This window comes from Halomonas marinisediminis, assembly GCF_004347715.1.
Lineage (GTDB): Bacteria > Pseudomonadota > Gammaproteobacteria > Pseudomonadales > Halomonadaceae > Halomonas > Halomonas icarae.
This window is the reverse complement of record NZ_SLTR01000001.1, coordinates 102866-128615: the sequence shown is the minus strand read 5'-3', so window position 1 is coordinate 128615 and position 25750 is coordinate 102866. Positions and strand designations below refer to the sequence as shown.

Here is a 25750-nt window from a genome sequence, read left to right as displayed (position 1 = left end):
TGAATATCGGACACCTTCGCTGGAGACAGATTCCCACCATGGCCGCCGCTCCCACTGCCCAAACCACCACCCTGATCGAATGTCTCGCCGAGCGCATCCTGATGCTCGATGGAGGCATGGGCACCATGCTCCAGAACGCCGGCCTCTCCGAGGATGACTTCCGCGGGGCACGCTTTACCGACTGGCCCTCGGATCTCAAGGGCAACAATGATCTCCTGGTACTGACCTGCCCGGAGCTGGTGTCGCGCATCCACCGCGAGTATCTCGAGGCCGGCGCCGACATCGTCGAGACCAACACCTTCAACAGCACTCGCCTGTCTCAGGCGGACTATGGCATGGAGGCGCAGGTCCCCGAGATCAACCGTGAGGCGGCGCGACTGGCGCGCGAGGTCTGCGATGCGGTGACTGCCGAGACCGGAACGCCCCGATATGTCGCCGGCGTACTTGGCCCCACCTCGCGAACGGCCTCACTCTCCCCGGACGTCAACGATCCAGCCAAGCGAAATGTCACCTTCGATGAGTTGCGCAAGAACTACCTCGAAGCCGCCGAGTCGCTGATCGAGGGTGGTGCCGATCTGATCATGATCGAGACCATCTTCGACACCCTCAATGCCAAGGCGGCGATCTACGCCCTGGAAGAGCTCTTCGAGTCACGCGGCGAGCGTCTGCCGGTGATGATCTCCGGTACCATCACCGATGCTTCTGGCCGCACCCTCTCGGGGCAGACCACCGAGGCCTTCTGGAACTCGGTGCGCCACGCCAAGCCACTTTCGGTGGGCCTCAACTGTGCGCTTGGCGCCGCGGAGCTGCGTCCCTACGTCGAGGAGCTGTCGAGCAAGGCCGACACCTACGTCTCGGCCCACCCCAATGCCGGCCTGCCCAATGAGTTCGGCGAATATGATCAGTCTCCCGAAGAGATGGCGGCCATCGTGGCGGAGTTTGCCGCCAGCGGCCTGGTCAATATCATCGGTGGCTGCTGTGGCTCCACTCCCGAGCATATCGCCGCCATCCATCACGCCATTCAGGGCATGACGCCGCGGCACCTGCCGGACATCCCCAAGAATTGCCGTCTCTCCGGCCTCGAACCCTTCAACATCGGACCCGACTCGCTGTTCGTCAACGTCGGCGAGCGCACCAACGTGACCGGCTCGGCGCGCTTCAAGCGCCTGATCAAGGAGGAGGACTACACCACCGCTCTCGAGGTCGCCCTGGAGCAGGTGGAGAACGGCGCCCAGGTCATCGACATCAACATGGACGAGGGGATGCTGGACTCCCAGGAGGCCATGGTCCGCTTCCTGAACCTGATCGCCGGCGAGCCGGATATCTCCCGGGTGCCGATCATGATCGACTCCTCCAAGTGGGAGATCATCGAGGCCGGTCTCAAGTGCATCCAGGGCAAGGCGATCGTCAACTCCATATCGCTCAAGGAGGGGGAAGAGGAGTTTCGCCGGCACGCCACCGTCTGCCGCCGCCATGGCGCCGCCGTGGTCGTCATGGCCTTTGACGAGGCCGGCCAGGCCGACACCTTTGCGCGCAAGACCGAGATCAGCGAACGCGCCTATCGCCTGCTGGTCGATGAGATCGGCTTTCCTCCCGAAGACATCATCTTTGACCCCAACATCTTCGCCATCGCTACCGGGATCGAGGAGCACAACAACTACGCCGTCGACTTCATCCAGGCGACCGAATGGATCCGCACGCACCTGCCCCACGCCCAGGTTTCCGGCGGCGTCTCCAATGTCTCGTTCTCCTTTCGCGGCAACAACGTGGTGCGCGAGGCGATCCACTCGGTATTCCTCTATCACGCCATTCGCGCCGGGCTCTCCATGGGCATCGTCAATGCCGGTCAGCTGGGGGTATACGATGACCTGGATGCCGAACTGCGCGATGCGGTAGAGGATGTGGTGCTCAACCGGCGCGACGATGCGACCGAGCGACTGCTCGACCTGGCCGAGAAGTACAAGGGCGGCGGTAGTGGCGCGGACAAGAAGGAAGACCTGGAGTGGCGTGGCTGGGAGGTCGCCAAGCGCATCGAGCATGCGCTGGTCAAGGGGGTGACCGCCTATATCATCGAGGACACCGAAGAGGCGCGCCTACAGTTCGACCGCCCTATCGAGGTCATCGAGGGACCGTTGATGGATGGCATGAACGTGGTCGGTGACCTGTTCGGCGCCGGCAAGATGTTCCTCCCCCAGGTGGTCAAGTCCGCTCGAGTGATGAAGCAGGCGGTGGCGCACCTGCTGCCCTATATCGAGGCGGAAAAGGACGAAACGACCCAGGCCAAGGGCAAGATCGTCATGGCGACCGTCAAGGGCGATGTTCACGACATCGGCAAGAATATCGTCGGCGTCGTCCTGCAGTGCAACAACTACGACGTCGTCGACCTGGGGGTGATGGTGCCGGCGGAGAAGATCCTGCAGACGGCTCGGGAGGAAAACGCCGACATCATCGGCCTTTCGGGCCTGATCACGCCGTCGCTGGATGAGATGGTCGGCGTGGCCAAGGAGATGCAGCGCCAGGGCTTTGAACTACCGTTGCTGATCGGTGGCGCCACGACATCCAAGGCACATACCGCGGTCAAGGTGGATCCCGGCTACGAGCACCCGGTGATCTACGTGCCGGACGCCTCCCGCGCGGTGGGCGTCGCCTCCAGGCTGCTCTCTCCGGAAATGAAGCCCGGATACATTGCCGAGATCCAGAGCGAATACGAGAGCGTGCGCGAACGTAACGCCAAGCGACGCCCCAAGGGGGCAGACCTGACCTATGAGCAGGCTCGTCAGCGCAAGTTCAAGACCGACTGGAGCCGCTACACCCCGCCACAGCCGGCCATGACCGGCACACTGACCTTCGATGGCTATGATCTCGATGAACTGGTCGAGCGGATCGACTGGACTCCCTTCTTCATGAGCTGGCAGCTAGTCGGCAAGTACCCGAAGATTCTCGACGACGCCAAGGTCGGCGAGGCGGCTCGCAGCCTGTTCCGCGATGCCCAGGCCATGCTGCGCAAGCTGATCGACGAAAAGCTGGTAACAGCGCGGGGCGTGATCGGTATCTGGCCCGCCAACAGTGTCGACGACGATATCATCGAGGTGTATGCCGACGACTCCCGCAGCGAGGTGATCGAACGGCTTCACCATATCCGCCAGCAGACCACCAAGAACCGCGACGGTGTGTGCTATAGCCTGGCCGACTTCGTGGCGCCCCGTTACGACGACAAGGGAGAGCCGAGTGGCAAAGCGGACTGGATCGGCGGCTTCGCCGTGACCACGGGCCACGGTGTCGAGGAGCTCGCCGAGCAGTACAAGGCGGCCGGTGATGACTACAATGCCATTCTGGTGCAGTCGCTTACCGACCGTCTGGCCGAGGCCTTCGCCGAACGCCTGCATGAACGGGTGCGCAAGGAGTTCTGGGGCTATGTACCCGATGAGGCGCTGGACAACGAGGCCCTTATCGCCGAAAAGTATCAGGGCATCCGCCCGGCACCAGGCTATCCGGCGTGCCCCGACCATACCGAGAAGCCAATCCTGTTCAGGCTGCTCGACGCCACCGAGCAGTCCGGCCTCACCCTGACCGAGAACTTCGCCATGTGGCCCGCCGCCGCCGTGGCGGGATGGTACTTCTCGCATCCGCAGTCGAAATACTTCTCCACCGGCAAGATTACCCGTGAACAGGTGGAGAGCCTGGCCAGCCGCAAGGGCATGGGAGTCGAGGAGATGGAGCGCTGGCTCATGCCGGTGCTCTCCTACGACCCCGCCTGATTCACGGTGGGTCGCCAGCCAGGCGGCCCACCTCCTCCTCTATTGCGGATCACCATGCTGCTTCACGCCACACGTCGTCGCACCATCCTGCGCCTCTCACTGCCGATCATCGCCGGCATGCTCTCCCAGAGCCTGATCAATCTGATCGATGCCGCCATGGTCGGCTCGCTAGGCGAAGTCCCGCTGGCGGGGGTGGGGATCGGCGGCTATGTGATGTTCATGGTCACCGCCCTGGTATTCGGACTCTCCTCCGGGGTGCAGGCCCAGACCGCACGACGCCATGGTGAGCAGGCCTGGACACGACTCGCCATGCCGCTCAATGCCGGCCTGCTGATCGCCACCGTGCTCTCACTGCCGATCACCCTGCTCTGCCTGTGGCAGGCGCCGACGCTGATGGCGCTGATCAATCAGGATCCCACGGTCAATGCCGAGGCGGTGGCCTATTTCCGCTGGCGCGTCCTGTCGCTTGCCGCCGTGGCCATGATCTTCTGCTTTCGCGGCTACTGGAACGGCATTCAGCGGACCGGCCTCTACCTGCGCATCATTCTGGTGATGCACGCCATCAACGTGGTCGCGAGCCTGGGACTGATCTTCGGATACCTGGGACTGCCGGCCATGGGCGCTGCGGGCGCAGGGGCCGGCACCACCCTCTCGCTGTTCGTCGGAGCGGTGATCTGGGCCTTTGCCAGCCTGCGTCATGCCAGGCCCGGTGGCCTGCTGGCGGCACTACCGCACCGTCTCACCCTGCTGACCACCCTGCGCCTGGCCGGGCCTCACTCCTTCCAGCAGCTGTGGTTTGCGGCCGGCTACGCGGTACTGTTCTGGATTCTGGGGCAGGTCAACACCGCCAGCGTCGCGGTGGGGCATGTGCTGGTCAATCTCTCGCTGCTGATGATCCTGCCCGGCGTAGGCCTGGGCATGGCGGCCATGAGCCTGGTAGGCCAGGCGCTCGGACGCGATGAGCTGGCCGATGCCCACCGTTGGGGCTGGGAGGTGGTGTACCTCGCCTGGCTGTGCCTGGCCCTTATCGCGCTGCCCATGGTGCTATTGCCCGACGCCGTCCTGGGCCTGTTTCTGCACGATCCAGCCCTGATCGAGCTGGCGCGCCTGCCGCTGCGGCTGACGGCGCTGATGATCGTGCTCGATGCCGCGGCACTGGTTCTTGCCCAGGCACTGCTCGGGGCCGGTGCCAATCGCACGGTGATGACCACGACCCTGTCGCTGCAGTGGCTGCTTTTCCTTCCGCTGGCCTGGCTGGTAGGCGTCTGGCTCGAGCAGGGGCTGGTCGGCATCTGGTGGGTACAGCTCGTCTATCGTTCCCTGAACTCCCTGTGGTTTGCGGGAATCTGGCAGCGCCGACGCTGGCAGCGACTCGTGGTATGAGGGGGCGCCCAGGACGTTTCGAGGGCGGGTCTAATTACTTTAAGTATAAAAACTATGCCTTTTTATTCTTTTAAACAATAAGAGGGTGCGCGTATCGTACAGCCCATGCACTGCCACTTTCATCGCTGCAGGATGGCTGAATGTACCGCTACGATTCCCACGACCAGACTCTCGTTAACGAACGCGTGGCCCAGTTTCGCGACCAGATGGAGCGTTACCTGGCCGGGCGCCTGAGCGAAGAGGAGTTCCTGCCGCTGCGTGTGCAGAACGGCCTGTATATCCAGCGCTATGCCCCCATGCTGCGCATCGCCATCCCCTACGGCATGCTCGCTTCCTATCAGCTGCGCAAGCTGGGCGATCTGGCGCGTGACTACGACCGCGGCTATGGCCACTTCACCACCCGTACCAACCTGCAGCTCAACTGGCCCAGATTGGAGAGCGTGCCGGACATGCTGGCGGAGCTTGCCAGCGTGCAGATGCATGCCATTCAGACCAGCGGCAATGATATCCGCAACACCACTACCGATCAGTTCGCGGGGGTGGCCGAGGATGAGGAGGTCGACCCGAGGCCCTGGTGCGAGCTGATTCGCCAGTGGTCCACCTTCCACCCGGAATTCGCCTATCTGCCGCGCAAGTTCAAGATCGCCGTGACCGGTGCCCGCGAGGACCGCGCCGCGATTCAGGTTCACGATGTCGGCCTGCGGCTGTGGCGAGATGCCCAGGGTGAGGTGCGAGTCAGGGTGCTGGCCGGCGGTGGCCTGGGCCGCACGCCGATGATCGGCGAGGTGGTCCGTGACGATCTCCCCTGGCAACACTTGCTGACCTATCTCGAGGCACTGGTCCGGGTCTATAACCTGTTTGGTCGCCGTGACAACAAGTTCAAGGCGCGCATCAAGATTCTGGTCAAGGCACTCGGCGTCGAGGAGTTCCGACGGCGTGTCGACGAGGAGTGGGCGCACCTGAAGGATGGTCCCCAGACCCTCACCCGGGAGAGCCTCGAGCGGATGGCCTCGCATTTCGAGGATCCCGAGCGCCGCCCCGTCTCGGCGAAGGCCATTGACGAGGTAGAGGCCTTACGCAGCAGGGAGCGCGCCTTCGGCCGCTTCATGACCAACAATGTTCACGCCCACAAGATCTCCGGTTACAAGGCGGTAACCCTCTCCCTGAAACGGCGCGAGCACTCCCCTGGCGACGTCACCTGGAAGCAGATGCATCAGGTGGCAGACCTCGCCGACGAATACAGCTTCGGCGAGATACGCGTCACCCATGAACAGAACCTGGTGCTTACCGACGTGCCCATGGATCGCCTGGAAGCGCTATGGCGCGAGCTGGAAACCCTCGGCATGGCCAACCCCACGGTGGGCACACTGGCGGACTTGATCTGCTGCCCCGGAGGAGACTACTGCGCCCTGGCCAACGCCAAGTCGATCCCGGTGGCCCAGGCCATTCAGGAGCGCTTCGAGGACCTGGATTTTCTCTATGACCTGGGGCCGCTCGACCTCAATATCTCCGGGTGCATGAACGCCTGCGGTCATCACCATGTCGGTCATATCGGCATCCTCGGCGTCGACAAGAAGGGCGAGGAGTGGTACCAGATCTCGCTGGGCGGCACCCAGGGAAATGCGGCATCGCTGGGCAAGATCCTAGGCCCCTCCTTCAGCCGCGACGCGGTACCCGATGTCATCGACACCCTGCTCAAGGTCTATGTCGGTGAGCGCAACGATGACGAGACCTTCCTCGACACCTACCGTCGTATCGGACTCAAACCCTTCAAGGAGCGTGTCTATGCCTGATCATGCCCCCCACACCGCCCCCCTGCCTGCCACCCGGCGCCCCTATCTCTTCCGAGACCAGCCGGCCAGCGATGGCTGGCAGCTGGTCCGCGAGGGCCAGGCGACGACCGATACGCCCTGCATCGTGCCCCTGACCCAGTGGCTCGAGGAGGAGCCTTGCGACCTGCGTGCCCCCTGGCTGGCAGCCGATACCGAGCTCGACCAGCCCCTGACCGCCCGCCTCGCCGAGGCTCCCCTGGTGGCCATCGACTTCCCCAAGTTCACCGACGGGCGGGGCTACAGCCTGGCTCGCCTGCTGCGTGAACGCCATGGCTATCACGGCGAGATACGCGCCATCGGCGATGTGCTGGTCGACCAGCTCTTCTACATGCGCCGTTGCGGATTCGATGGCTTCTCGCTGCGTGAAGACCAGTGGCTGGAAGATGCCCTGCGCAATCTGCAGGTCTTCAGCCGCGCCTATCAGCCCGGGGTGGATCAGCCCGAACCGCTGTTTCGCCTACGCGGGCAGGCTCTTGAGCTTGAGCGCGACGAACGCCCACAGACCGCCTTTGCCTGACCCCCGTTGTCTGTCACCTGTCATCATGGGTATCGTATCCGCCCATGCGCCCTCGCGTTCTGCTGACCACGACCCTCCTCGGCCTCCCACTCATGGTGGGAGGCTGGTTATGGCTGACCCTGCTCAGCCCCTTCCTCTATGAACGCCCCGCGCACCTCGAGCCCATCGCCGAGGGGCCCCATGCGGTGTATGTCTACGGCACCCTGCGCGTGCCCGTGGTGCGTTGGATCGTGATCGGTGATGAGGTCGAGACCCGTCCAGCCAGCCTCGAGGGCTGGCGCCGGACCGGACTCGATCTGGAGCCGGCCCCCGGTGAGCGCGTGCCGGGGGAGGTGTTGATCGTCGATGCCGAAGAACTTGCCCGGCTCGACCGCTATGAGCGCCTGGGCATTCGCTACGAGCGGGTGCGCCACACGCTCGCCGACGGCAGCGAGGCCTGGGTCTATCGACGCCTGCCGGATGAGGCACGGACGTCCTCCCCGTGAGACACAGCGCGGCACTTGCTACAATGCCGCGAGTCGCCGGCAATTGGCCACCACGTCCGCGGAGAGTCCATGACCAAGATTACCCTGATGCATAATCCTCGCTGCTCGAAATCACGTCAGGCTCTCGCCCTGCTTGAAGAAAAGGGTGCCCCGGTAGCGATTCGCCGCTATCTTGACGAGCCGCTGAGTGACGCCGAGCTGCGCGCGCTGATCGAGCGCCTGGAGGGCGGTGTCGAGCGCCTGGTGCGCACCAAGGAGAGCGAGTGGCAGAAGCTGGCCGCCGACGCCCGTGACCCGGAGCAGGTGGTTCAGGCAATCATGGCGCATCCGCGGCTTATGGAACGACCGATTGCCGACGATGGTAAGCGTGCCATCATCGGGCGCCCACCCGAGGACATTCTCGCCCTGCTCGATTGATACTTCCCCCCTTTCCCCGAGCCTCAGGAGTCCCGATGAGCGCCTCCCTGCCCTATGTGCTGATTCTCTACTACTCCCGCCATGGTGCCACCCGGGCCATGGCCGAGCGCCTCGCCGCCGGCGTGGAGTCCCTGCGCGGCATCGAGGCGCGACTGCGCACCGTGCCACCGGTATCCCCCACCTGTGAGGCGGTGGATCCCGAGATTCCCGCCGAAGGGGCGGTCTACGCCTCTCTGGACGACCTGCGCCACTGTGCTGGCCTGGCCATCGGCAGCCCCACACGCTTCGGCAATATGGCGGCCCCCCTCAAGCACTTCCTCGATGGCACCAGCGAGCTATGGCTAGGCGGCGCCCTGATCGACAAGCCGGCGACCGCCTTCACCTCGACCTCGAGCCTGCACGGGGGCCAGGAAACGACCTTGCTGACGATGCTGGTGCCCCTGCTTCACCACGGCATGGTCTATGCTGGACTGCCCTATAGCGAGACCGAACTGATGGAGACGACCCGCGGCGGAACACCCTATGGAGCCAGCCACCTCGCCGGCAAACGCAGTGACCAGCCCCTCGATGATCATGAGCGCGCCCTGGCCCAGGCCCAGGGGCGCCGGCTGGCACGCCTCGCCCTGGCATTGGCCCCTCTGCAGGAGAAGCGCTCATGAGGGCCGCATTGGAACGCCTGGAAAATGCCAAGGGCCTCGATCTGTTGACCGCCAGGATGCGTCGACTGGTGCTGGGCAGCTACACCCTGCTGGTGGCACTGATGGTCTACCGCGGCCTGCAGATCGATGGCGACAGCGGTCCGCTGGTGCCTATCGTTGCCTTCGTGCTCCCCCTGATACTCTTCCTGCCATCCTTGATCGGCAGGCGCCCCCGTGGTCATGCCTGGCTGGCCTTCGTCAGCCTGCTCTACTTTGCCCAGGGAGTCATGGTCGCCACGCTTCCAGGCCAGGGGCTACGCGGCTCACTGGAGGCGCTCGTCTCCCTGGCGCTGTTCACCGGGTGCACCGGCTATGCGCGCTTTCGCAGCCGTCAGCTGCGTGCCACCAGCCCCGGCAGCTGACTCTCTTCCATGCTAGCCTTGTGAGGGTGGTGCCTGTCGAGCCAGTCGACTGACACACAGCCAGCATTAGAAAACGAATCGAAAAGATCGAAAGGAGCTCGTGATGACCGTAACGTTTCGCCCGCTGATCGCCCTTGGCCTATCGGCTACCCTGGCGCTGCCAATCGTCGCTCAGGCCGCCGAGCCCGAAGACGCCATCCACTATCGCCAATCCGCCCTCAGCGTGATGGGCTGGCAGATGGGGCCCATGGGCGCCATGGCCAAGGGCGATATGGAGTACGACGAGGAGGCGTTTGCCACGCGTGCGAACAACCTGGCCGCCGTTGCTCACCTGCCCTGGGAAGGCTTCATGGAAGGCACCCTGAGGGGTGACGGCCACGGTGTCGAGACCGGCGCTCTGGCCAAGATTGGCGACGACTGGGCAGGCTTTGAGGAGCGTCAGAAGACCTTCGAGCAGGAAGCTGCCACCCTGGCCCAGATGGTGAAGGATGGTGAGGCGTTCAGCGCCCTGCGCGCCCAGGTCGGTGCCGTCGGCAAGAGCTGCAAGGGCTGCCACGACGACTACCGCGCCGAGTGAGCCCCCTGCCGTTTGAGATAACGAATGTAGATCGTAAACCACGGGGCGGCCCGATGACCGCCCCGTGGCTTTTACAGAACACCGCCGATCACGCGTTCCAGAGCCAGATAACGGGCAAGGAAGAGAGCGCGAGCACCACCAGCACCAGGGAGAGAGACGCGACCCTGGGCTTTGGTCCCCCCACCGGCTCATCCTCCGGGCAATCATCGAGCGCCTTGCGGCCGGTGATCATGGCGCTCACCAGCCGCTCACCCTTGAGACAATGGAACAGCAGCGCTATTAGATGCGCGGCGATCAACACCACCAGCAGGTCGGCATTCAGGGAGTGAAGCGAGGCGAGGATCTTGACGATCTCGTTGCTTGCCCAGCCGTGGAGGGGGGCATCGAAGAAGATGTCGTCGGTCAGAAATAGACCACTTGCCGCCTGAAATGTCAGCGATACCAGCATGAACAGCACCATGGCGCCCCCCAGCGGGTTGTGACCGGCATAGCGAGGTGCCGTGCCACGCAGCAGCCGACGACCATAGTCGATCATGCGGCCCGGCGGGTATAGAAAACTTGTAAATCGCGCATGGGGACTGCCCAACAGGCCCCAGAGCCAACGAAACAGCAGAAGCCCCACCAGCAGATAGCCCGCCCGAGCATGAATCTCGATGGGAAAGACGAAGGGCGCCCCTTCCGTCTTCATGGTGTAGAAGGATAGTCCCACCAGGGCCACCAGAGACCAATGGAAGAGCCGTACGGGAATATCCCAGACCATCAGTCGCGTCATCTCGCCTCCTTGCCAATATAAGTCGAATTTCTTGTCAAAAGCTGCCAAGCCGGTGGATCTACCTTAATATAGCTGGCATCACTTACCCTCATCCATCAGCAGCAAGGGAGTTTATCACCGTGTCGCCAGCCCACGCCTGGAAGGAAGCCGGGAAGCTCACACTGCCGGTCATGTTCGGCTACCTGCCACTGGGCGCCGCCTATGGCATCCTGGCCGTGGAGGTCGGCGTACCCTGGTGGGCGGCGGTACTGATGTCACTGATCATCTATGCCGGCGCAGGTCAGTTTCTCGCCGTGGCACTCCTCGCCGCCGGTGCCGGGCTGGTGGAGCTGGCAGTGGCCACGTTGATGCTCAACTCCCGCCACCTCTTCTATGGGCTATCGCTGCTCAAGCGCTTTCAGGGTGCGGGCTGGCGCAAGCCCTACATGATCTTTGCCCTGACCGACGAGACCTATTCGTTGATCACCACCCTGCCTAACGTACACGGCAATGACCATCTCCTGGCCTTTCGCATCAGTCTGCTCAATCAGATCTGGTGGGTGCTCGGCTCCATTCTCGGGGTCCTGGCAGGCACCACGTTGACCTTCAACAGTCAGGGGATCGAGTTTGCCCTGACGGCGCTGTTTATCGTGCTCACCCTCGAGCAGGCACGCCGGCTGCGTCGCTGGCTACCCTTTGCCATCGCCCTGCTGACCGGGCTCGTCGGGATATGGCTGGTGCCTGATCGCCATCTGCTGTTGAGCGCTATCGGTGCGGCCAGCCTGATCCTGCTGTTTCACTACTCACTCGACCGCCACCGGGAGACTCGCACATGAGCACCTCAGCCTTGCTGATATTTATCATCGTCTGTGCGTTGGCGACCTTCGCCACCCGGGTCACCCCATTCGTGGCTCTCGCGCGACATGCTGACCATCCCCTTATCCTGCACCTTGGACGCTACCTGCCACCCACGGTGATGATGATCCTGGTGATCTATGCCTTGCGGGACTTCCGTCCCCTGCTCGACGGCCACCTCAATGCCGGCGCCAACGGTTGGCCGATGATCATCGCCTCGCTGATCGTCGCCCTGCTGCATCTGTGGCGGCGCAACGCGCTGCTGTCGATCATCGGTGGCACCGGGGGCTATATGGCGATGGTGCAGCTTGGCTGGGTGGTATAGGAGCGCCACTCTCTTTGCCCATACCAAGTGCCAGGAATCCTGACTACGATCAAAATCAACGGTTGAGCTACGCCAGCGAAGCGGCGACCATGCACATCAGTTTCCAGGAGAGATAACCACGATGACACGCAACATTTCCGACATCCGCCGCGACTATGAAGGGGGGCAGCTCGACGAGTCACAGGCGACCGATGACCCCATGCCACTCTTCGAGGAGTGGTTGACCCTGGCGCTGGAGAGTGAAGGCCTCGATGGCAATGCCATGACGCTGGCCACGGTGGACAGCCAGGGACGCCCCCATGCACGCGTAGTGCTGCTCAAGGGGCTCGATGACAACGGCTTCGTGTTCTACACCAACTACCACAGCCACAAGGGCAGCGAGCTGACCAATGTGCCGCGGGCCGCCCTGACCTTCTGGTGGCCATCGCTGTCTCGCCAGGTGCGTATCGAAGGGAGCGTCGAGCAGGTCAGCGAACAGGAGTCCGATGAGTACTTCGCCAGCCGCCCGCGGGCCAGCCAGCTGGGTGCCTGGATCGCGACCCAGAGCGTGGTGATTCCCGACCGTGGCTGGATCGAGGAGCGCAAGAGCCGGTTCGAGCAGGCCTACGAGGGGCAGGAGATTCATCGCCCGGTCCACTGGGGCGGCTACCGCGTCATTCCCGAAATGATCGAGTTCTGGCAGGGTCAGCCCAGCCGTCTGCATGATCGCATCCGTTATGAGCAGCGTGAGGATGGCTGGCACCACTTCCGGCTGGCGCCCTAGCCCCTTTCAAGATAGACCTTTCAAGACAGACCTTTCAAGACAGACCTTTCGAGACAGCCCCTCTCGAGTCAGCACCTACCGGGACAGCCCCCAACACCGGGGAGTGTCCCGGATTGCCTGGGTGCATTCCCTGGTGGTCAGTCCAGCGGGCTCTCCAGGCGGTGGCGTTGCCATTCGCTTTCGGGCTCGTTGAGGCGCAGCACGGCATCCACTACCTGCTCCTCCATGTTGTAGCGCTGCTTGAAGCCCAGGTGCTTCATCAGCGCCCGCATGGGGTGGTTGTCGACCATGATCTTGCCGATCATCTCCAACGTGCCAACACTCCTGCAGTAGTTGATCATCTTGTTCATCAGCAGGCTGCCGATCCCCAAGCCCTGTAGATCATCGCGGATGATGACGGAAAACTCGGTACGAATGTTGTCGGGGTCGTTCCATACCCTGACCACGCCCAGCATCTCCTTGCGACCATCTTCCAGCAGGTGCTCGGCAATAAAGGCCATCTGTCGGTCGTAGTTGATATGCGAGAGCATCGACAGGTCGCGCTGGGTCAGATCGGCCTTGTTATGGAAGTAACGGAATCGAATGCTCTCTTCCGAGAGCTTGTCATGGAAGCTGGTAATCAGCGGGGCATCCTCTGCCCGGATCGGGCGGACCTCAACTTCCCAACCATTGTTCAGCGTGGTCCACTCTCTCAGCTCCTCGGGATAGGGCATGATCGCGAAGCGTGCCGGACGCCCCAGGTCCATGGCGAAGTCTACCGCGACCACGCCATCTCGATTGAGCAGCAGCGGATTGATCTCCAGCCCCCGCAGCTCGAGAAGGTCGGTGGCCATCTGCGACAACTTGACCAGTAGCTGGCATAGCTGATCGATATCACGCTCGGGGTCGCTCGAGTGCTCGTGGATCAGACGTGCGACATGGGTGTGCTCCACCAGATCCTCGGCCAGCCGCATATTGAGCGGCGGCAGGGCGACCTGGCGGTCGGCCAGGATGTTGACCTTGTAACCGCCGATCCCGAATACCACCACGGGACCAAATACCGGGTCGCGGGTAATTCCCGCACACACCTGCATGGAGTGCTTGCCCCGTTGCATCGGCTGCAGGCAGTACTCGCGGACCTCGAAGGCGGGATAGTTCTCGGCGACCTTTTCTCGCAGCAGCTCGATGCCCTCTGCGACCTGCTGCGGCGTCTTCAGGTCCTGAAGCAGCCCCGCCGAGAGGCGGTGTGGGTGCTTGCGGTACCGGAATGGCCGACAGTTGCCCTCGTGAACCACCTTCAACGCCAAGCTGCCACCGAAGGCTTGTGCTGCCAGGGCGCCCTCTTCGGCCGTCGTGACATAACGGCTTGGCGCCACCGGAATGCCGTAGGCCTCGAGCACCCGAGCGGCCTCGGAATGGGTCAGGGTCTCGCGCCCTTCGACCTTGACCGAGTCGATCAGCTTGCGGCACCGCACCCGAATCTCACGATTCGTGGAGAATGGCAGGCTGGGTGGCGTCTCCTGCAGCAGCGACTGCACACGCTGGTAGTTCACCATATGCATGAAGGCCTTGATCGCCTGCTCGGGAGAGACATAGGTCGGAATGCCCGCCAGATTACACTCGTGCCGGGCGGAAAAGGCCTCCTCCAGCCCCATGAAGCTGGTCAAGAGGTTACGTCGAAAGCGTTTGCGATTGGCCACCAGCGCCTGGGCGGTGATCTTGGAAGGCGCCAGTCGAGTGGGGGCATGTACCACCAGCACCGCATCGACGTTGGGGTCTCCCGCCACCACTTCCAGGGCATCCACCATCATCTCCGGGGTGGCGTTGCCCCCCAGGTCGACGGGGTTCTCTCCGGGCTTGCTGATATCCATGTCACCGCTGCGCAGGGTTCGACGCGTCTCCTCGGTGAAGTCTGCCAGCTTGCCACCGGCAGTGATCAGCTTGTCGATGGCCAGCATCGCCGGCCCCAGACCGTTCGAGACGATCGCCAGGCGATCTCCGCGCAGAGGCTTCATCCGTGACAGGGTCATCAGGGCGTCGAACAGCTCGTCGGAGTCATGGACCCTTACCACACCGGCACGCGAGAAGGCGGCATCGAAGATCTGGTCGCGGTTGGCGATTCCCGGGGTCGGCGGCAGCTCCGTAAGGTCGGACTGGCGGGTGCGCCCACTCTTGATGGCCAGCACCAGGCGATTGCGCGACGCATCGCGCAGCGCCGTCATGAAGTGCTGGGCATCCATCACCTTCTCGAGATGCAGCAGGATGGCCTGGCTGGGCGAATACTGGTTGATGTAATCGAGCAGGTCGGGAAGCAGCACATCGACGCTGTCCCCCAGGGTGATCAGGTGAGAAAAGCCTACCCCCCGCCCCGCCGCCCAGTCGATCATCGCCGTGCCCAGCATACCCGACTGCCCCAGGTAAGCGACCTTGCCCCGCTTGATGGTCTGGCTGGCGTAGGAGGCATTGAGCCGGCGGCCGGGAACGATCAGGCCCATGCATTCGGGGCCCAGCACACGGATACCCGAGGCCCGGGCGGCATCCAGCATGCGACTGCGAATCGAGGCCTTGCCGTCGCGCTCCTCATCGAGGTGTGAGCCTCCGGAGAGCACCAGGGCGGCACGACAACCGAAGCTGCCCAGCCTGGCGATGCGCCCCGGTACCGTTTCGATCGGGGAACAGATCACCGCCAGGTCGGGCACCTCGGGAAGTTGAGACACCCGGGAGAAGCCCGGTTGACCATGTACGCTGCTGTAGCCCTTGGGGTTCACCGCCCAGATGGCGCCGGGATACTCCCCCTCGATGAGATTGCGGATGACGATCCCGCCCAGGGATTCCGGCTTTTCCGAGGCACCTATCACGGCGATGGTACCGGGTTCGAAGAAGTGGCGAAGGAAACGGGTACTCACGAAGATCTCCCGGCAGTTGGCGCATGGCGCTTGAGGTAGCTGCCTACTGTGTACGACCTATTGACACTGTCTGGCAAGGGCTGGAGACAAGTAAAGTGATCCAAGCCTGCATGGAGAGCCTCATGATTACCGGATATATCACGCATCCCGACTGCCAGCTTCACCATATGGGGCCAGAGCACCCGGAAAGCCCTCTGAGGCTCGAGGCAATTCGTGCCCGCCTCTCCCTGACGGGAACCCTGCAGCAGACCATGCAGACAGAGGCGCGCCCGGCGACCGAGGAGGAGCTCGCTCTGGTCCACCCCCTGCGCCATCTTCGTGCCCTGGACAAGTGCGTACCGGAAGCGGGTATCGTCACCCTTGACAGTGACACCATGATGAATCCCGACAGCCTCAGGGCGGCACGCGTCGCCGCCGGTGCGGTGATCCGCGGTGTCGATCAGGTATTTCGCCGCCAGTCCGACAACGTATTCTGTGCGGTGCGCCCGCCAGGCCACCATGCCGAAGCCACCGACGCCATGGGCTTCTGTTTCTACAACAATATTGCGGTAGGTGCCGCCTACGCCCGAGAAAAATACGGTGCACGGCGCATCGCCATCCTCGATTTCGATGTCCACCAGTGCAACGGCACCATCGATATCTTCAAGGATGATCCCGAGGTGCTGGTCTGCACCAGCTTCCAGTTTCCCTTCTATCCTTGGCGCTACCTGCGTAGCGAGTGGCAGAACGTGATCAACACGCCACTCTCCGCCGGCACCGACAGTGCAGCCTTTCGCCAGGCCATCGAGGATGACTGGCTGCCCGCGCTGCATCGTTTCAAGCCCGACCTGGTGCTGCTCTCCTCAGGCTTCGACGCCCATCGCGAGGATGATATGGCCGAGCTCTGCCTGGAGGATGACGACTTTCACTGGGTCACACGGATGGCATTGGAAATTGCCGAGCTCTATGCCGACGGCCGCCTGGTGTCGGTACTCGAAGGGGGCTATCACCTGGCGTCACTGGGACGCAGCGTCGATGCCCACGTCAAGGCACTGCTCGGACTGCCTTTCGGTGATGAGGCTGGTGATGGTGAGGGCACCTGAGGGTAACCGCAGATAGCCGACACCCGGTGGCGGTGTGGTAAGCTGAGGAAAATCTGTTTCCTATAGTGAACAAAAGAACATGCCAGACACCACCGACCAGGATGCCGCCCTGCGCATCGCCTCCGGGCGCAAGCCCTTCGTGGAACCGCTGCGCCTCGGCGAGCGTCTCCGCGAGATACGTCTCTCCAACCAGTGGACGCTGGAGGATGTCAGTCAGCGTACGGGGCTTGCCCGCTCCACGCTGTCGAAGATCGAGAATGACCAGATCTCACCGACCTTCACCGCCGTTCAGAAGCTGATCGGTGGGCTGGACATCGACCTGCCCCAGCTTCTCTCCCCGCCACGCCAGCAGACTCGCACCATGGGGCGCCGCGACCTGACACGACGTGGTCAGGGTGACCTGCACCCGACACCCACCTATGAACATGAACTGCTGAGCTGCGAGCTGGCACAGAAGCGCATGATCCCCTTCAAGACCATTGTGCGGGCACGCGCCTTCGAGGACTTCAGCGAGTGGGTGCGACATGACGGCGAGGAGTTTCTGATGGTGCTGGAGGGCGAGATCCTGCTCTACTCGGAGTTCTACGAACCGCTACGCCTGGAGTGCGGCGACAGCATCTACTTCGACAGTGCCATGGGCCATGCTCTGGTCTCTACCAGCGAACAGGATGCCGTTGTCCTATCGGTCTGTACCCGCGGTGAGGCCGCCTGATCAAGCCTTCTCGCGTCGCTTGTCCCCCGGGCGCCTGGCGGGGATGGCATCGAGTTCGAGGCGCCGGTCAGCATGGATCGCCTGGAAGTGGCGCCCCTTGGCGCGGGCGATCAGCATGACGCCGAACCGCTCCGCCAGTTCCACGCCCTTCTGGGTCACCCCGGAGCGTGAGACCAGCACCCCGATGCCCATCTGGGCCACCTTGATCACCATCTCCGAGGTCAGGCGGCCGGTGGTATAGAAGATATCCGACGCTTCGACAGTCCCCTCTTCCAGCCACTGACGTCCCGCCAAGGTATCCACCGCATTGTGGCGCCCCACATCCTCCACGAAGTCGAGCACCTCGGACTGACGGCAGAGGGCACAGCCATGCACCGCTCCGGCGCTGCGGTAGGTCTCGTTATAGGCGCCCAGATTCTCGAGTAGTGCATAGAGGACCGACTGGCGAACCGGTTCGACGGAAAGAGGCTGCTGAGGCACGGCATCCAGCAGCCTGCCGAAGACCGTGCCCTGGCCACACCCGGTGGTCACGGTGCGATGCCCGAGCCGCTCATCGAGATCCTCGGGAAGGTGGCGCGTGACCACCGCCGCGGCCTCTACCTCCCAGTCGACATGCACCGCCACCAGATCCTCGCGACGCTCTATCAGCCCCTGATTGCGCAGATAGCCCGCCACCAGCGCCTCGGGATCCGCCCCCAGGGTCATCAGGGTGACGATCTCTCGCTTGTTGAGATAGAGGGTCAGCGGACGCTCGGCGGCAATCGCCTGGCGACGGTGATCGCCATACTCATCGAGCACCTCGATCTCCAGGGTGGCGGGCAGGCGGGCGCGGCTAAGGCTGATCGGTGGCATCCGTTACGAGCTCCCGGCAAACTATAACTGTAGGCAGGCCATGATGGCATTCCCGATACAGAAAGTCTTCAATGTAGACAGCCACCCACGCTCGAGAATTCTTTCCCCATGACAGCCTTCTCCAATCACCGCGCCGTAAGTCTCACGCTGGATGAGCAGACAACCCGCATCAAGGGCTTTGTCTCACGGCGCCACTTTATCCGTGAGCTGACCCTGGGTGACGACGGACCCTGGACACTGACGCTTCAGCTCACCATGACCGAGCGAGCCGCCTACCGTTTCAATCTCACCTCCGAGACGCCGCGACTCTTCGTGCGTGGCGGCGATGCCGGCGAGCCTCCCGTCCCGTCGGCGATCACCGCCAGCCAGGACGTCGCCGGCAGCTGGATGGACGGTGAGCAGGAAGTGCTGGAGGTGGCGATGCCCCTGGCGATTCAGGCCTGGATCGAAGCCTACCTGGCCCGCCACGGCGAGGCGCCGCCGGAAGGACGCAAGAAGAAACGCAAGGGTGCGGGACGCGCCCGGGAGATCACGCCATGAGCCGTTTCGAGCGCTGGTCGCGACGCAAGCTGGGTGAAGAGTCGCAGATGGCAGCGCCACTGCCCGATGGTGCGCCCCTGGAGGAGCCAGACACTCACGCCACTCACGCGACTTCCAGTGACAACCAGACGAGTGACCACCAGGAGGGGGGGACGCGGGAGGCCGAGCCGCTTGCACCCGGCAGCCTCGATCACACACTGCCGGACCCCGACACCCTCCCGGCCGAGGCCGACTTCTCTGCCTACCTGCAGCAGGGGGTCAGCCGTCAGCTTCGCCGACGAGCGCTGCGCCGTCTCTGGTCGGCCGGCAATTACGGGATACGCGACGGCCTCGACGACTATGACGAGAACTATCATGAAGTGCTCAAGCCGTTGGCCCGGGACATGGCCGAGCAGTTGCGCCGCTGGACTCGTCCCAGTGAAGAGGCCCTCGAGGAGACCCCGCAGGAAGCGCAGCACGCGGACGATGATATCGATTGTAATACCCAAGCGTCACGCCCTGCCGAGCCGCCATGCGCCGCTCAGCGAGACGACGACGTCGAGGGCTTGTCGCGCCATGAGGAGTCAGCGCAGAGTCCATTAGACGAAGAGGCGACAGACGGCGATAATAAGCTTATCTAAATGTGATATTTTTATATTTCCTAAAATAAAAACAAGCGCGACACTACGACCGTGAGGCTGCATGACACCATCCATTGATGCCATAACCGTGGCCATTGACGCCATAACCGTGGACGATGCGGCCAACCGCAGCGCCCGCGAGACGGCGAGACAGCGTGTTTCCTGGCCGGTCAACCTGACACCGGCCAGCGTCACCTATGAAAGTGCCGGGCATGCCCTGCTCCTCGGCGACGAGGTTAGCGTGCGTCAGGCGGCGGCACGCCTGCAGCGCAGTGGCCTTGCCGCCATGGCACTGCTGATCACCGAGCCGAGTGCCGATGATGCCAGGCTCGACGAGGATCAACTCGAGACGCTGCTGGAGAGCACCCGCCAGCTGCCCTCCCGAACGCTTACGCCCACCCAGCGTGGCCAGCTGCATATCGAGGGCTATCTCGGGCAGTTCAGCATCGGCCTGCATGGCCCGGACGCCCCTCTGGATCTGGCACTGGCGTTGCTCGGCCGTCGCCACGCCGACCTGATTCTCGACCTGGGACGCTCCCCTGTGCTGGAGCTCGAGCTCCTCCCTCCCGGCTATCGGCACCTCTCCCCCCAGGATTCGGCATGTGACGTCGAGCTGAGCGAGTTTGCCGAGCTGGTTGGAGAGTTTGACAAGCCACGCTACTTTCAGATCAACGCCGACCTCTGTGCCCACTCCGCCTCCGGCAATGTCGGGTGCACGCGTTGCCTTGAGGTCTGCCCCGCCGATGCCATCTCCAGTCACAAGGGCCGCATCGAGTCGCGCATCGAGATCGACCCCTACCTCTGCCAGGGCGTTGGCAGCTGCTCCAGCGCCTGCCCGACCGGCGCCATCCAGTTCCGCCTGCCCGAACCCGCTCGCCAGCAGGAGGCACTCATCAGCTGGCTGGAGGCCTATCGCCAGGCCGGCGGCAAGGCGCCGGTGATGCGCTTTGTCGAGGCTGCAGACCTGGAGGGTGAGGCAGATACCCCGGCGGGCCACCTGCTCGATGTACCGCTGGAGGAATTGGGCAATGCCGGGCACGACCAGTGGCTCACCGCCCTGGCCGCGGGTGCCGCCGAGGTGAGAATCCAGGTACATGCCGACCTGCCGGCCACGCTGAGCGCCTTTATCGATGACCAGATCGCCCAAGCCCAGGTGATGCTGGAGGCCCTGGGCCATGACCCGGGTCGGGTTCGTCGTATTCAGCGCGGTGACAGTGCCGCCCGTGACGCCCTGCCGCAGCGACTGCCCCTCGGCGAGGAGCCTCTTGTGCTCTCGGGGGATGGCAAGCGCGAGCGCTTCGAAGCAGTGTTGGCGCGGCTGATGGCTCTGGGTGAGAGCAGCGGTCAACGTCACCCCATGCCACCGGGGTCGGCGTATGGCGGCCTGGAGGTGAATCGTGACGCCTGCACGCTCTGCTTTGCCTGCGTCAGCAACTGTCCCACCCCGGCCCTGGCTACCGGCGATCAGACGCCGATGCTCAGCTATCGCGAGGCCGACTGCGTGCAGTGTGGCCTGTGCGTCGAGGCCTGTCCCGAGGATGCCATTCATCTGCTGCCGGGTTTCCTGGCCGACCCCAGTCGCACCGAGCGGCAGGTGCGTCACGAGGAAGCGCCCTTCTGCTGCATTCGCTGTGACAAGCCCTTCGCGACCGCCGCCACCATCGCCAACATCAAGGCGAAACTGGCCGATCACCCCTACTTTGCCGGTGATGCGGCCGCGCGTCTCGAGATGTGCGAGGACTGCCGCGTAAAGGATGTGTGGCAGTCCATGGCCCGCGACCCGGAATCACAACTCAAGGTATGACGCCATGACTCGGGATATCGAATCGTCAGTGCCGGCCAGGGAGGATGAGGCAGCGATGGAGCAGGACGCACTGCGCGCCGACCTCTACCGTCTCCTGGCACGCCTGATACGCGAACCCGCCGACGCGCCTCTGCTTGCCTGGCTGGCCGACCACCAATCCGATGACGGCATCGCGACGCACCAGGACCCCGTCGTCTCGGCCCTGATAGCCCTGGCGCGGGCGGCGGCTGCCGCCAGCCCGGAAGAGCTGGAACGCGCCCACTTCCGCCACCTGGTGGGGGTGATTCAGGGAGAGATCACCCCCTATGCCTCATGGTATCGCCACGGCGAGCTGATGGAGCAGGCGCTGGTCGCACTACGCGCGGACCTGCGACGGCTCGGCTTCACGCGGAGTGACAACAGCCATGACCCCGAGGATCATCTGGCCGCCATGCTCGAGGTGATGGCCATGCTGGTCGAGGAGCAATCACCGGAGGCGGGAGGGTTCTTCATGTCCCACCTTGCTCCGTGGGCGGAGCGTTGCCTCGACGACCTGGCCCGGGTCGATACGCTCTTCTATGCTCGAACGGGAGAGCTGGGCAAAACCTTCATCGCCGAGGAGCACAGCCAGCTGGCGGCAGAGGCAGAGCGCTCCCCGGTCAGAATCATCGAACCCTGACATTACCTCCCCGATGTCAGCCGTTGGCCATGACAGAGATGGCGAGAAGAAAAATTGAGCATGAGAGAGGAGAAGACCATGCGTGCGACAAGCAACCCCGAACGTAGGCGCTTCCTGAAGACACTCGGTGTGGGTACCGTCGCGGCGGGGACTGCTGCTGCAGTGGGACATGTGACCCTGGCCCAGGCAGACGCCGAGCAGAAGGCCGCTCCTCAAAAGGCCGACACCCACTATCGCGAAACGCCCCATATCCGCGCCTTCTACGCCACCCTGCGTGATTGACGGCTGCCAGCAAGGAGAGAAATGTCATGCGTCTGACTCGTAAGGCACCGTCCCAGCAGCCTCAGGGCCTGGGAATGTCTCGTCGCCAGTTCCTCAAGCGAAGCGGTGCGACCACCGGTGGCCTCGCTGCCGCCGGCTTCATGGGAACTCCGATGATGCGGCGTGCCGAGGCCGCCGAGAAGACCGCGGTCTCCAACGCCCCGGTGGAAACCCGGCGTACCGTCTGCTCCCACTGTTCCGTAGGCTGTGGTGTCTATGCCGAGGTACAGGAGGGCGTCTGGACCAAGCAGGAGCCGGCCTTCGACCACCCCATCAACCGTGGTGCTCACTGTGCCAAGGGAGCCTCTCTCCGCCAGCACGGTCACTCCACCCGCCGCCTCAAGTACCCCATGAAGCTGGTAGGCGGCGAATGGCAGCGCCTGAGCTGGGATGATGCCATCGAGGAGATCGGCAGCAAGGTGCTGGAACTCACCGACCAGCATGGTCCCGACAGTATCTACTGGCTGGGTTCGGCCAAGTTCAATAACGAACAGGCCTATCTGATGCGCAAGTTCGCCGCCCTGGCCGGTACCAACAATACCGACCACCAGGCGCGCATCTGTCACTCCACCACGGTGGCCGGCGTAGCCAACACCTGGGGCTATGGAGCGATGACCAACTCGCTCAACGATATTCAGAACAGCAGGTCGATTCTGTTTATCGGCTCCAACCCCAGCGAAGCGCACCCGGTCGCCATGCAGCACATCCTGCTGGCCAAGGAGAAGAGCAACTGCGAGATCATCGTTGCCGATCCTCGCTTCACGCGGACTGCCGCCAAGGCCAACAAGTTCGTGCGCATTCGTCCCGGCTCCGACGTCGCCTTTATCTGGGGCCTGCTGTGGCACATCTTCGCCAACGGCTGGGAAGACCGCCAATATATCGAGCAGCGCGTCTATGCCATGGACGAGGTGCGCGCCGAAGTCGCCAACTTCCCTCCCGACGAGGTGGAGCGCATCACCGGCGTGCCCGAGGCGCAGATGCATGACACCGCCCGGCGACTCGCCGAAAACCGTCCCGGCTGCATCGTCTGGTGCATGGGGGGAACCCAGCACACCACCGGCAACAACAACACCCGCGCCTACTGCATTCTGGAGCTGGCACTCGGCAACGTCGGCAAGTCTGGCGGTGGCGCCAACATCTTCCGCGGCCACGACAACGTCCAGGGCGCCACGGATCTGGGGCTGATGTCCCACTCGCTACCCGGCTACTATGGCCTTTCCGAGGGGGCCTGGAAGCACTGGGCCCGAGTCTGGGATCTCGACTACGAGTGGCTGAAGAGCCGCTTCGACCAGACCGAGTATGCCGATGGCAAGCCCATGCATACCAACGGCATCACGGTATCGCGCTGGATCGATGGCGTACTGGAAGATGACGAGAATATCTCCCAGCGAACGCAGCTCAAGGCGATGTTCTACTGGGGGCATGCGGTCAACTCCCAGACCCGCGGCCCCGAGATGCAGAAGGCCATGCAGCAGCTGGAGATGATGGTCATCGTCGACCCCTACCCCACGGTGGCTGGCGTCATGCATGGACGGCAGGACGGTGTCTACCTGCTGCCGGCGGCCACTCAGTTCGAGACCACCGGGAGTGTCACCGCGACCAACCGCTCGCTGCAGTGGCGCGACAAGGTCATCGACCCGCTGTTCGAAGCCAAGCCTGACCACGAGATCATGTACCTGCTCTCGCGCAAGCTGGGCTTCGCCGAGGAGCTCTTCAAGAACATCACGGTGAATGGCACCGAGCCACTTATCGAGGACATCACTCGAGAGTTCAATGCCGGCATGTGGACGGTGGGCTATACCGGCCAGAGCCCCGAGCGCCTCAAGCAGCATCAGAAGAACTGGCACACCTTCAGCTTCAGTGACCTCAAGGCCGAGGGTGGCCCCGCCGATGGCGACTACTACGGCCTGCCATGGCCGTGCTGGGGAACGGCGGAGATGGGTCACCCCGGCACACCGATCCTCTATGACACCAGCAAGAAGGTCTCCGAGGGTGGCCTGACCTTCCGCGCCCGCTTCGGCATCGAGCGTGATGGTGAGAACATCCTCTCCGACGGCTCATACAGCCGGGGATCCGAGCTGGAGGATGGCTATCCGGAGTTCACCGCCCAGATGCTCAAGGATCTTGGCTGGTGGGACGACCTGACGGAGGAGGAGAAGGCCGAAGCCGAGGGCAAGAACTGGAAGACCGACCTCTCCGGCGGCATCCAGCGCGTGGCCATCGCCCACGAGTGCGCCCCGTTCGGCAACGCCAAGGCGCGCTGCAATGTCTGGACCTTCCCGGACCCCATTCCCAAGCACCGCGAGCCGCTCTACACCAGCCGCCGCGATCTGGTGAAGGACTATCCAACCTGGGATGACGTCGACTCCCACTATCGCCTGCCGACTCTCTATCGCAGCATTCAGGAGAAGGATGTCACCGACAGATATCCGATCATCCTGACCTCCGGCCGCCTGGTGGAGTACGAGGGCGGTGGCGAAGAGACGCGCTCCATGTCGTGGCTGGCCGAGCTGCAGCAGGAGATGTTCGTAGAGATCAACCCGGCACTGGCGAACGACCTTGGCATCGCCGAGGGCGAGGATGTCTGGGTAGAAGGCGCCGAGGGGGGGCGCGTCAAGGTCAAGGCGCTGGTCACTCCGCGCGTGGCGCGTGAGGTCGTGTTCATGCCCTTCCACTTCGGTGGCAAGTTTCAGGGCGAGAATCTGCATGACCGCTATCCGGAGGGGTCGGCCCCCTACGTTCAGGGCGAGGCGGCCAACACCGCCACGACCTACGGTTACGACTCGGTGACCCAGATGCAAGAAACCAAGTGCACCCTGTGCCGTATCGAGCGCGCCTGACGCCTGACATGAAACGCGGAGTGGCCAGGTTCCACTCCGCGCCAAGGAGATTATCATGGCCCAGATGAAGTTTATGTGTGACGCCGAGCGCTGCATCGAGTGCAACGGTTGCGTCACCGCCTGCAAGAACGCCAACGAAACCGATTGGGGGATCCAGCGCCGTCGTGTCGTGACACTCAACGACGGACAGCCCGAGGAGGTCTCCATCTCGGTCGCCTGCATGCACTGTGACGATGCCCCCTGCATGGCGGTCTGCCCCACGGACTGCTTCTACAAGACCAATGATGGCATCGTGCTCCACGACAAGGACCTCTGCATCGGTTGCGGTTACTGCCTCTATGCCTGCCCCTTCGGCGCCCCGCAGTTCCCCCAGCAGAACGCCTTTGGCGAGCGCGGCAAGATGGACAAGTGCACCTTCTGTGCCGGCGGCCCGGCGGAAACCAAGGAAGAGGAGTTCCAGAAGTACGGCGCCAACCGTATCGAGGAGGGCAAGTTGCCGCTGTGTGCCGAAATGTGCTCCACCAAGGCCCTGCTGGCCGGTGATGCCCAGGAAGTGGCGGATATCTTCCGCCAGCGGGTCGTGCGGCGCGGCCACCCCGATGGGGGCTGGTCCGGTAACCAGCGTCGCGAAAGGCAGCAGACCAGGGCGGGCCAGCCTGATGTTTCCATGGCTGACTCTCTCGCTTACGACGCCGCACGCCAGGGCTGAGGAG

General features: G+C 63.5%; 24 protein-coding genes. 21 read left to right on the top strand and 3 right to left on the bottom strand.

The features are described 5' to 3' along the window. The first annotated feature begins 38 nt into the window (after window positions 1-38). The 9 genes from metH to E0702_RS00580 all read left to right on the top strand — a co-directional run bounded on the left by metH (window position 39) and on the right by E0702_RS00580 (window position 10029). Window positions 39-3758, top strand: a complete 3720-nt coding sequence (metH, locus tag E0702_RS00620; protein ID WP_132041029.1) for a methionine synthase — start codon at window positions 39-41, stop codon at window positions 3756-3758. 54 nt (window positions 3759-3812) lie between these two features. Beyond that, complete coding sequence (locus tag E0702_RS00615) at window positions 3813-5141, top strand: MATE family efflux transporter (protein WP_132041028.1); 1329 nt, start codon at window positions 3813-3815, stop codon at window positions 5139-5141. Window positions 5142-5281: 140 nt separating this feature from the next. Next, window positions 5282-6934: a nitrite/sulfite reductase gene (locus E0702_RS00610; RefSeq protein ID WP_132041027.1), complete on the top strand. Its 1653-nt coding sequence runs from the start codon at window positions 5282-5284 to the stop codon at window positions 6932-6934. Then, a complete protein-coding gene (locus E0702_RS00605; RefSeq protein WP_132041026.1) occupies window positions 6927-7490 on the top strand; it encodes a DUF934 domain-containing protein in 564 nt (187 codons plus the stop codon). The genes E0702_RS00610 and E0702_RS00605 overlap by 8 nt, the downstream gene beginning before the upstream one ends. Window positions 7491-7534: 44 nt before the next feature. Continuing rightward, on the top strand, window positions 7535-7975 hold the full coding sequence (locus E0702_RS00600; protein WP_132041025.1) for a gamma-glutamylcyclotransferase family protein: 441 nt from the start codon (window positions 7535-7537) through the stop codon (window positions 7973-7975). Window positions 7976-8044: 69 nt separating this feature from the next. Beyond that, window positions 8045-8392 (top strand): arsenate reductase (glutaredoxin), encoded by a 348-nt coding sequence (gene arsC / locus E0702_RS00595; protein WP_132041024.1) that lies wholly within the window; start codon window positions 8045-8047, stop codon window positions 8390-8392. 35 nt (window positions 8393-8427) lie between these two features. After that, on the top strand, window positions 8428-9051 hold the full coding sequence (gene wrbA / locus E0702_RS00590) for an NAD(P)H:quinone oxidoreductase (protein WP_132041023.1): 624 nt from the start codon (window positions 8428-8430) through the stop codon (window positions 9049-9051). Continuing rightward, the gene (locus E0702_RS00585; protein ID WP_132041022.1) at window positions 9048-9452 is read left to right on the top strand and encodes a DUF2069 domain-containing protein; all 405 of its coding nucleotides are present in this window, start codon (window positions 9048-9050) and stop codon (window positions 9450-9452) included. The genes wrbA and E0702_RS00585 overlap by 4 nt, the downstream gene beginning before the upstream one ends. 103 nt (window positions 9453-9555) lie before the next feature. Continuing rightward, window positions 9556-10029, top strand: a complete 474-nt coding sequence (locus E0702_RS00580) for a c-type cytochrome (RefSeq protein WP_132041021.1) — start codon at window positions 9556-9558, stop codon at window positions 10027-10029. Window positions 10030-10117: 88 nt separating this feature from the next. Here E0702_RS00580 and E0702_RS00575 read toward each other — a convergent pair whose 3' ends face one another. After that, window positions 10118-10801, bottom strand: a complete 684-nt coding sequence (locus E0702_RS00575; RefSeq protein ID WP_132041020.1) for a cytochrome b/b6 domain-containing protein — start codon at window positions 10799-10801, stop codon at window positions 10118-10120. 119 nt (window positions 10802-10920) lie between these two features. On the opposite strand from E0702_RS00575, the gene E0702_RS00570 reads away from it, so the two are divergent. The 3 genes from E0702_RS00570 (at window position 10921) to pdxH (ending at window position 12723) form a co-directional block, all read left to right on the top strand. Continuing rightward, window positions 10921-11616, top strand: a complete 696-nt coding sequence (locus E0702_RS00570; RefSeq protein ID WP_240721627.1) for an AzlC family ABC transporter permease — start codon at window positions 10921-10923, stop codon at window positions 11614-11616. Continuing rightward, window positions 11613-11960: a branched-chain amino acid transporter permease gene (locus tag E0702_RS00565; protein ID WP_132041019.1), complete on the top strand. Its 348-nt coding sequence runs from the start codon at window positions 11613-11615 to the stop codon at window positions 11958-11960. Before E0702_RS00570 ends, E0702_RS00565 begins: the two co-directional genes overlap by 4 nt. A gap of 121 nt (window positions 11961-12081) precedes the next feature. Next, window positions 12082-12723, top strand: coding sequence for a pyridoxamine 5'-phosphate oxidase (gene pdxH / locus E0702_RS00560; RefSeq protein WP_132041018.1), 642 nt, complete (start codon window positions 12082-12084; stop codon window positions 12721-12723). 137 nt (window positions 12724-12860) lie between these two features. Here pdxH and E0702_RS00555 read toward each other — a convergent pair whose 3' ends face one another. Beyond that, window positions 12861-15608 carry a bifunctional acetate--CoA ligase family protein/GNAT family N-acetyltransferase gene (locus E0702_RS00555; protein WP_132041017.1) on the bottom strand — a complete coding sequence of 916 codons (2748 nt, stop codon included), beginning with the start codon at window positions 15606-15608 and terminating at the stop codon, window positions 12861-12863. A gap of 122 nt (window positions 15609-15730) precedes the next feature. Between E0702_RS00555 and E0702_RS00550 the strand changes: the two genes are divergently transcribed. Both E0702_RS00550 and E0702_RS00545 read left to right on the top strand, forming a co-directional pair. Further along, window positions 15731-16690, top strand: a complete 960-nt coding sequence (locus tag E0702_RS00550) for a histone deacetylase family protein (protein ID WP_132041016.1) — start codon at window positions 15731-15733, stop codon at window positions 16688-16690. A gap of 79 nt (window positions 16691-16769) precedes the next feature. Then, complete coding sequence (locus E0702_RS00545; protein WP_132041015.1) at window positions 16770-17402, top strand: helix-turn-helix domain-containing protein; 633 nt, start codon at window positions 16770-16772, stop codon at window positions 17400-17402. Here E0702_RS00545 and E0702_RS00540 read toward each other — a convergent pair whose 3' ends face one another. Next, window positions 17403-18254: a formate dehydrogenase accessory sulfurtransferase FdhD gene (locus E0702_RS00540; RefSeq protein ID WP_132041014.1), complete on the bottom strand. Its 852-nt coding sequence runs from the start codon at window positions 18252-18254 to the stop codon at window positions 17403-17405. 108 nt (window positions 18255-18362) lie between these two features. Between E0702_RS00540 and E0702_RS00535 the strand changes: the two genes are divergently transcribed. The 7 genes from E0702_RS00535 to fdh3B all read left to right on the top strand — a co-directional run bounded on the left by E0702_RS00535 (window position 18363) and on the right by fdh3B (window position 25746). Next, entirely contained in the window at window positions 18363-18794 is a 432-nt protein-coding gene (locus E0702_RS00535; RefSeq protein ID WP_132041013.1) for a DUF3305 domain-containing protein, read from the top strand. Further along, window positions 18791-19414, top strand: coding sequence for a DUF3306 domain-containing protein (locus E0702_RS00530; protein WP_132041012.1), 624 nt, complete (start codon window positions 18791-18793; stop codon window positions 19412-19414). The genes E0702_RS00535 and E0702_RS00530 overlap by 4 nt, the downstream gene beginning before the upstream one ends. A gap of 61 nt (window positions 19415-19475) precedes the next feature. After that, the gene (locus E0702_RS00525) at window positions 19476-21218 is read left to right on the top strand and encodes a 4Fe-4S dicluster domain-containing protein (protein WP_132041011.1); all 1743 of its coding nucleotides are present in this window, start codon (window positions 19476-19478) and stop codon (window positions 21216-21218) included. 4 nt (window positions 21219-21222) lie between these two features. Next, the gene (locus E0702_RS00520; protein ID WP_240721626.1) at window positions 21223-21876 is read left to right on the top strand and encodes a TorD/DmsD family molecular chaperone; all 654 of its coding nucleotides are present in this window, start codon (window positions 21223-21225) and stop codon (window positions 21874-21876) included. A 78-nt stretch (window positions 21877-21954) separates the two neighbouring features. Next, window positions 21955-22158, top strand: a complete 204-nt coding sequence (locus tag E0702_RS00515; RefSeq protein WP_132041010.1) for a twin-arginine translocation signal domain-containing protein — start codon at window positions 21955-21957, stop codon at window positions 22156-22158. Window positions 22159-22184: 26 nt separating this feature from the next. Beyond that, window positions 22185-25037 carry a molybdopterin-dependent oxidoreductase gene (locus E0702_RS00510; RefSeq protein ID WP_132041009.1) on the top strand — a complete coding sequence of 951 codons (2853 nt, stop codon included), beginning with the start codon at window positions 22185-22187 and terminating at the stop codon, window positions 25035-25037. 55 nt (window positions 25038-25092) lie between these two features. Next, window positions 25093-25746: a formate dehydrogenase FDH3 subunit beta gene (fdh3B, locus tag E0702_RS00505; RefSeq protein ID WP_132041008.1), complete on the top strand. Its 654-nt coding sequence runs from the start codon at window positions 25093-25095 to the stop codon at window positions 25744-25746. Window positions 25747-25750 lie beyond the last annotated feature (4 nt).

What these genes read in the sequence shown, in the direction of transcription:
- metH (WP_132041029.1), top strand. Translation starts at nt 39, where the DNA reads ATGGCCGCCGCTCCCACTGCCCAAACCACCACCCTGATCGAATGTCTC.
- E0702_RS00615 (WP_132041028.1), top strand. Translation starts at nt 3,813, where the DNA reads ATGCTGCTTCACGCCACACGTCGTCGCACCATCCTGCGCCTCTCACTG.
- E0702_RS00610 (WP_132041027.1), top strand. Translation starts at nt 5,282, where the DNA reads ATGTACCGCTACGATTCCCACGACCAGACTCTCGTTAACGAACGCGTG.
- E0702_RS00605 (WP_132041026.1), top strand. Translation starts at nt 6,927, where the DNA reads ATGCCTGATCATGCCCCCCACACCGCCCCCCTGCCTGCCACCCGGCGC.
- E0702_RS00600 (WP_132041025.1), top strand. Translation starts at nt 7,535, where the DNA reads ATGCGCCCTCGCGTTCTGCTGACCACGACCCTCCTCGGCCTCCCACTC.
- arsC (WP_132041024.1), top strand. Translation starts at nt 8,045, where the DNA reads ATGACCAAGATTACCCTGATGCATAATCCTCGCTGCTCGAAATCACGT.
- wrbA (WP_132041023.1), top strand. Translation starts at nt 8,428, where the DNA reads ATGAGCGCCTCCCTGCCCTATGTGCTGATTCTCTACTACTCCCGCCAT.
- E0702_RS00585 (WP_132041022.1), top strand. Translation starts at nt 9,048, where the DNA reads ATGAGGGCCGCATTGGAACGCCTGGAAAATGCCAAGGGCCTCGATCTG.
- E0702_RS00580 (WP_132041021.1), top strand. Translation starts at nt 9,556, where the DNA reads ATGACCGTAACGTTTCGCCCGCTGATCGCCCTTGGCCTATCGGCTACC.
- E0702_RS00575 (WP_132041020.1), bottom strand. Translation starts at nt 10,801, where the DNA reads ATGACGCGACTGATGGTCTGGGATATTCCCGTACGGCTCTTCCATTGG.
- E0702_RS00565 (WP_132041019.1), top strand. Translation starts at nt 11,613, where the DNA reads ATGAGCACCTCAGCCTTGCTGATATTTATCATCGTCTGTGCGTTGGCG.
- pdxH (WP_132041018.1), top strand. Translation starts at nt 12,082, where the DNA reads ATGACACGCAACATTTCCGACATCCGCCGCGACTATGAAGGGGGGCAG.
- E0702_RS00550 (WP_132041016.1), top strand. Translation starts at nt 15,731, where the DNA reads ATGATTACCGGATATATCACGCATCCCGACTGCCAGCTTCACCATATG.
- E0702_RS00545 (WP_132041015.1), top strand. Translation starts at nt 16,770, where the DNA reads ATGCCAGACACCACCGACCAGGATGCCGCCCTGCGCATCGCCTCCGGG.
- E0702_RS00540 (WP_132041014.1), bottom strand. Translation starts at nt 18,254, where the DNA reads ATGCCACCGATCAGCCTTAGCCGCGCCCGCCTGCCCGCCACCCTGGAG.
- E0702_RS00535 (WP_132041013.1), top strand. Translation starts at nt 18,363, where the DNA reads ATGACAGCCTTCTCCAATCACCGCGCCGTAAGTCTCACGCTGGATGAG.
- E0702_RS00530 (WP_132041012.1), top strand. Translation starts at nt 18,791, where the DNA reads ATGAGCCGTTTCGAGCGCTGGTCGCGACGCAAGCTGGGTGAAGAGTCG.
- E0702_RS00525 (WP_132041011.1), top strand. Translation starts at nt 19,476, where the DNA reads ATGACACCATCCATTGATGCCATAACCGTGGCCATTGACGCCATAACC.
- E0702_RS00520 (WP_240721626.1), top strand. Translation starts at nt 21,223, where the DNA reads ATGACTCGGGATATCGAATCGTCAGTGCCGGCCAGGGAGGATGAGGCA.
- E0702_RS00515 (WP_132041010.1), top strand. Translation starts at nt 21,955, where the DNA reads ATGCGTGCGACAAGCAACCCCGAACGTAGGCGCTTCCTGAAGACACTC.
- E0702_RS00510 (WP_132041009.1), top strand. Translation starts at nt 22,185, where the DNA reads ATGCGTCTGACTCGTAAGGCACCGTCCCAGCAGCCTCAGGGCCTGGGA.
- fdh3B (WP_132041008.1), top strand. Translation starts at nt 25,093, where the DNA reads ATGGCCCAGATGAAGTTTATGTGTGACGCCGAGCGCTGCATCGAGTGC.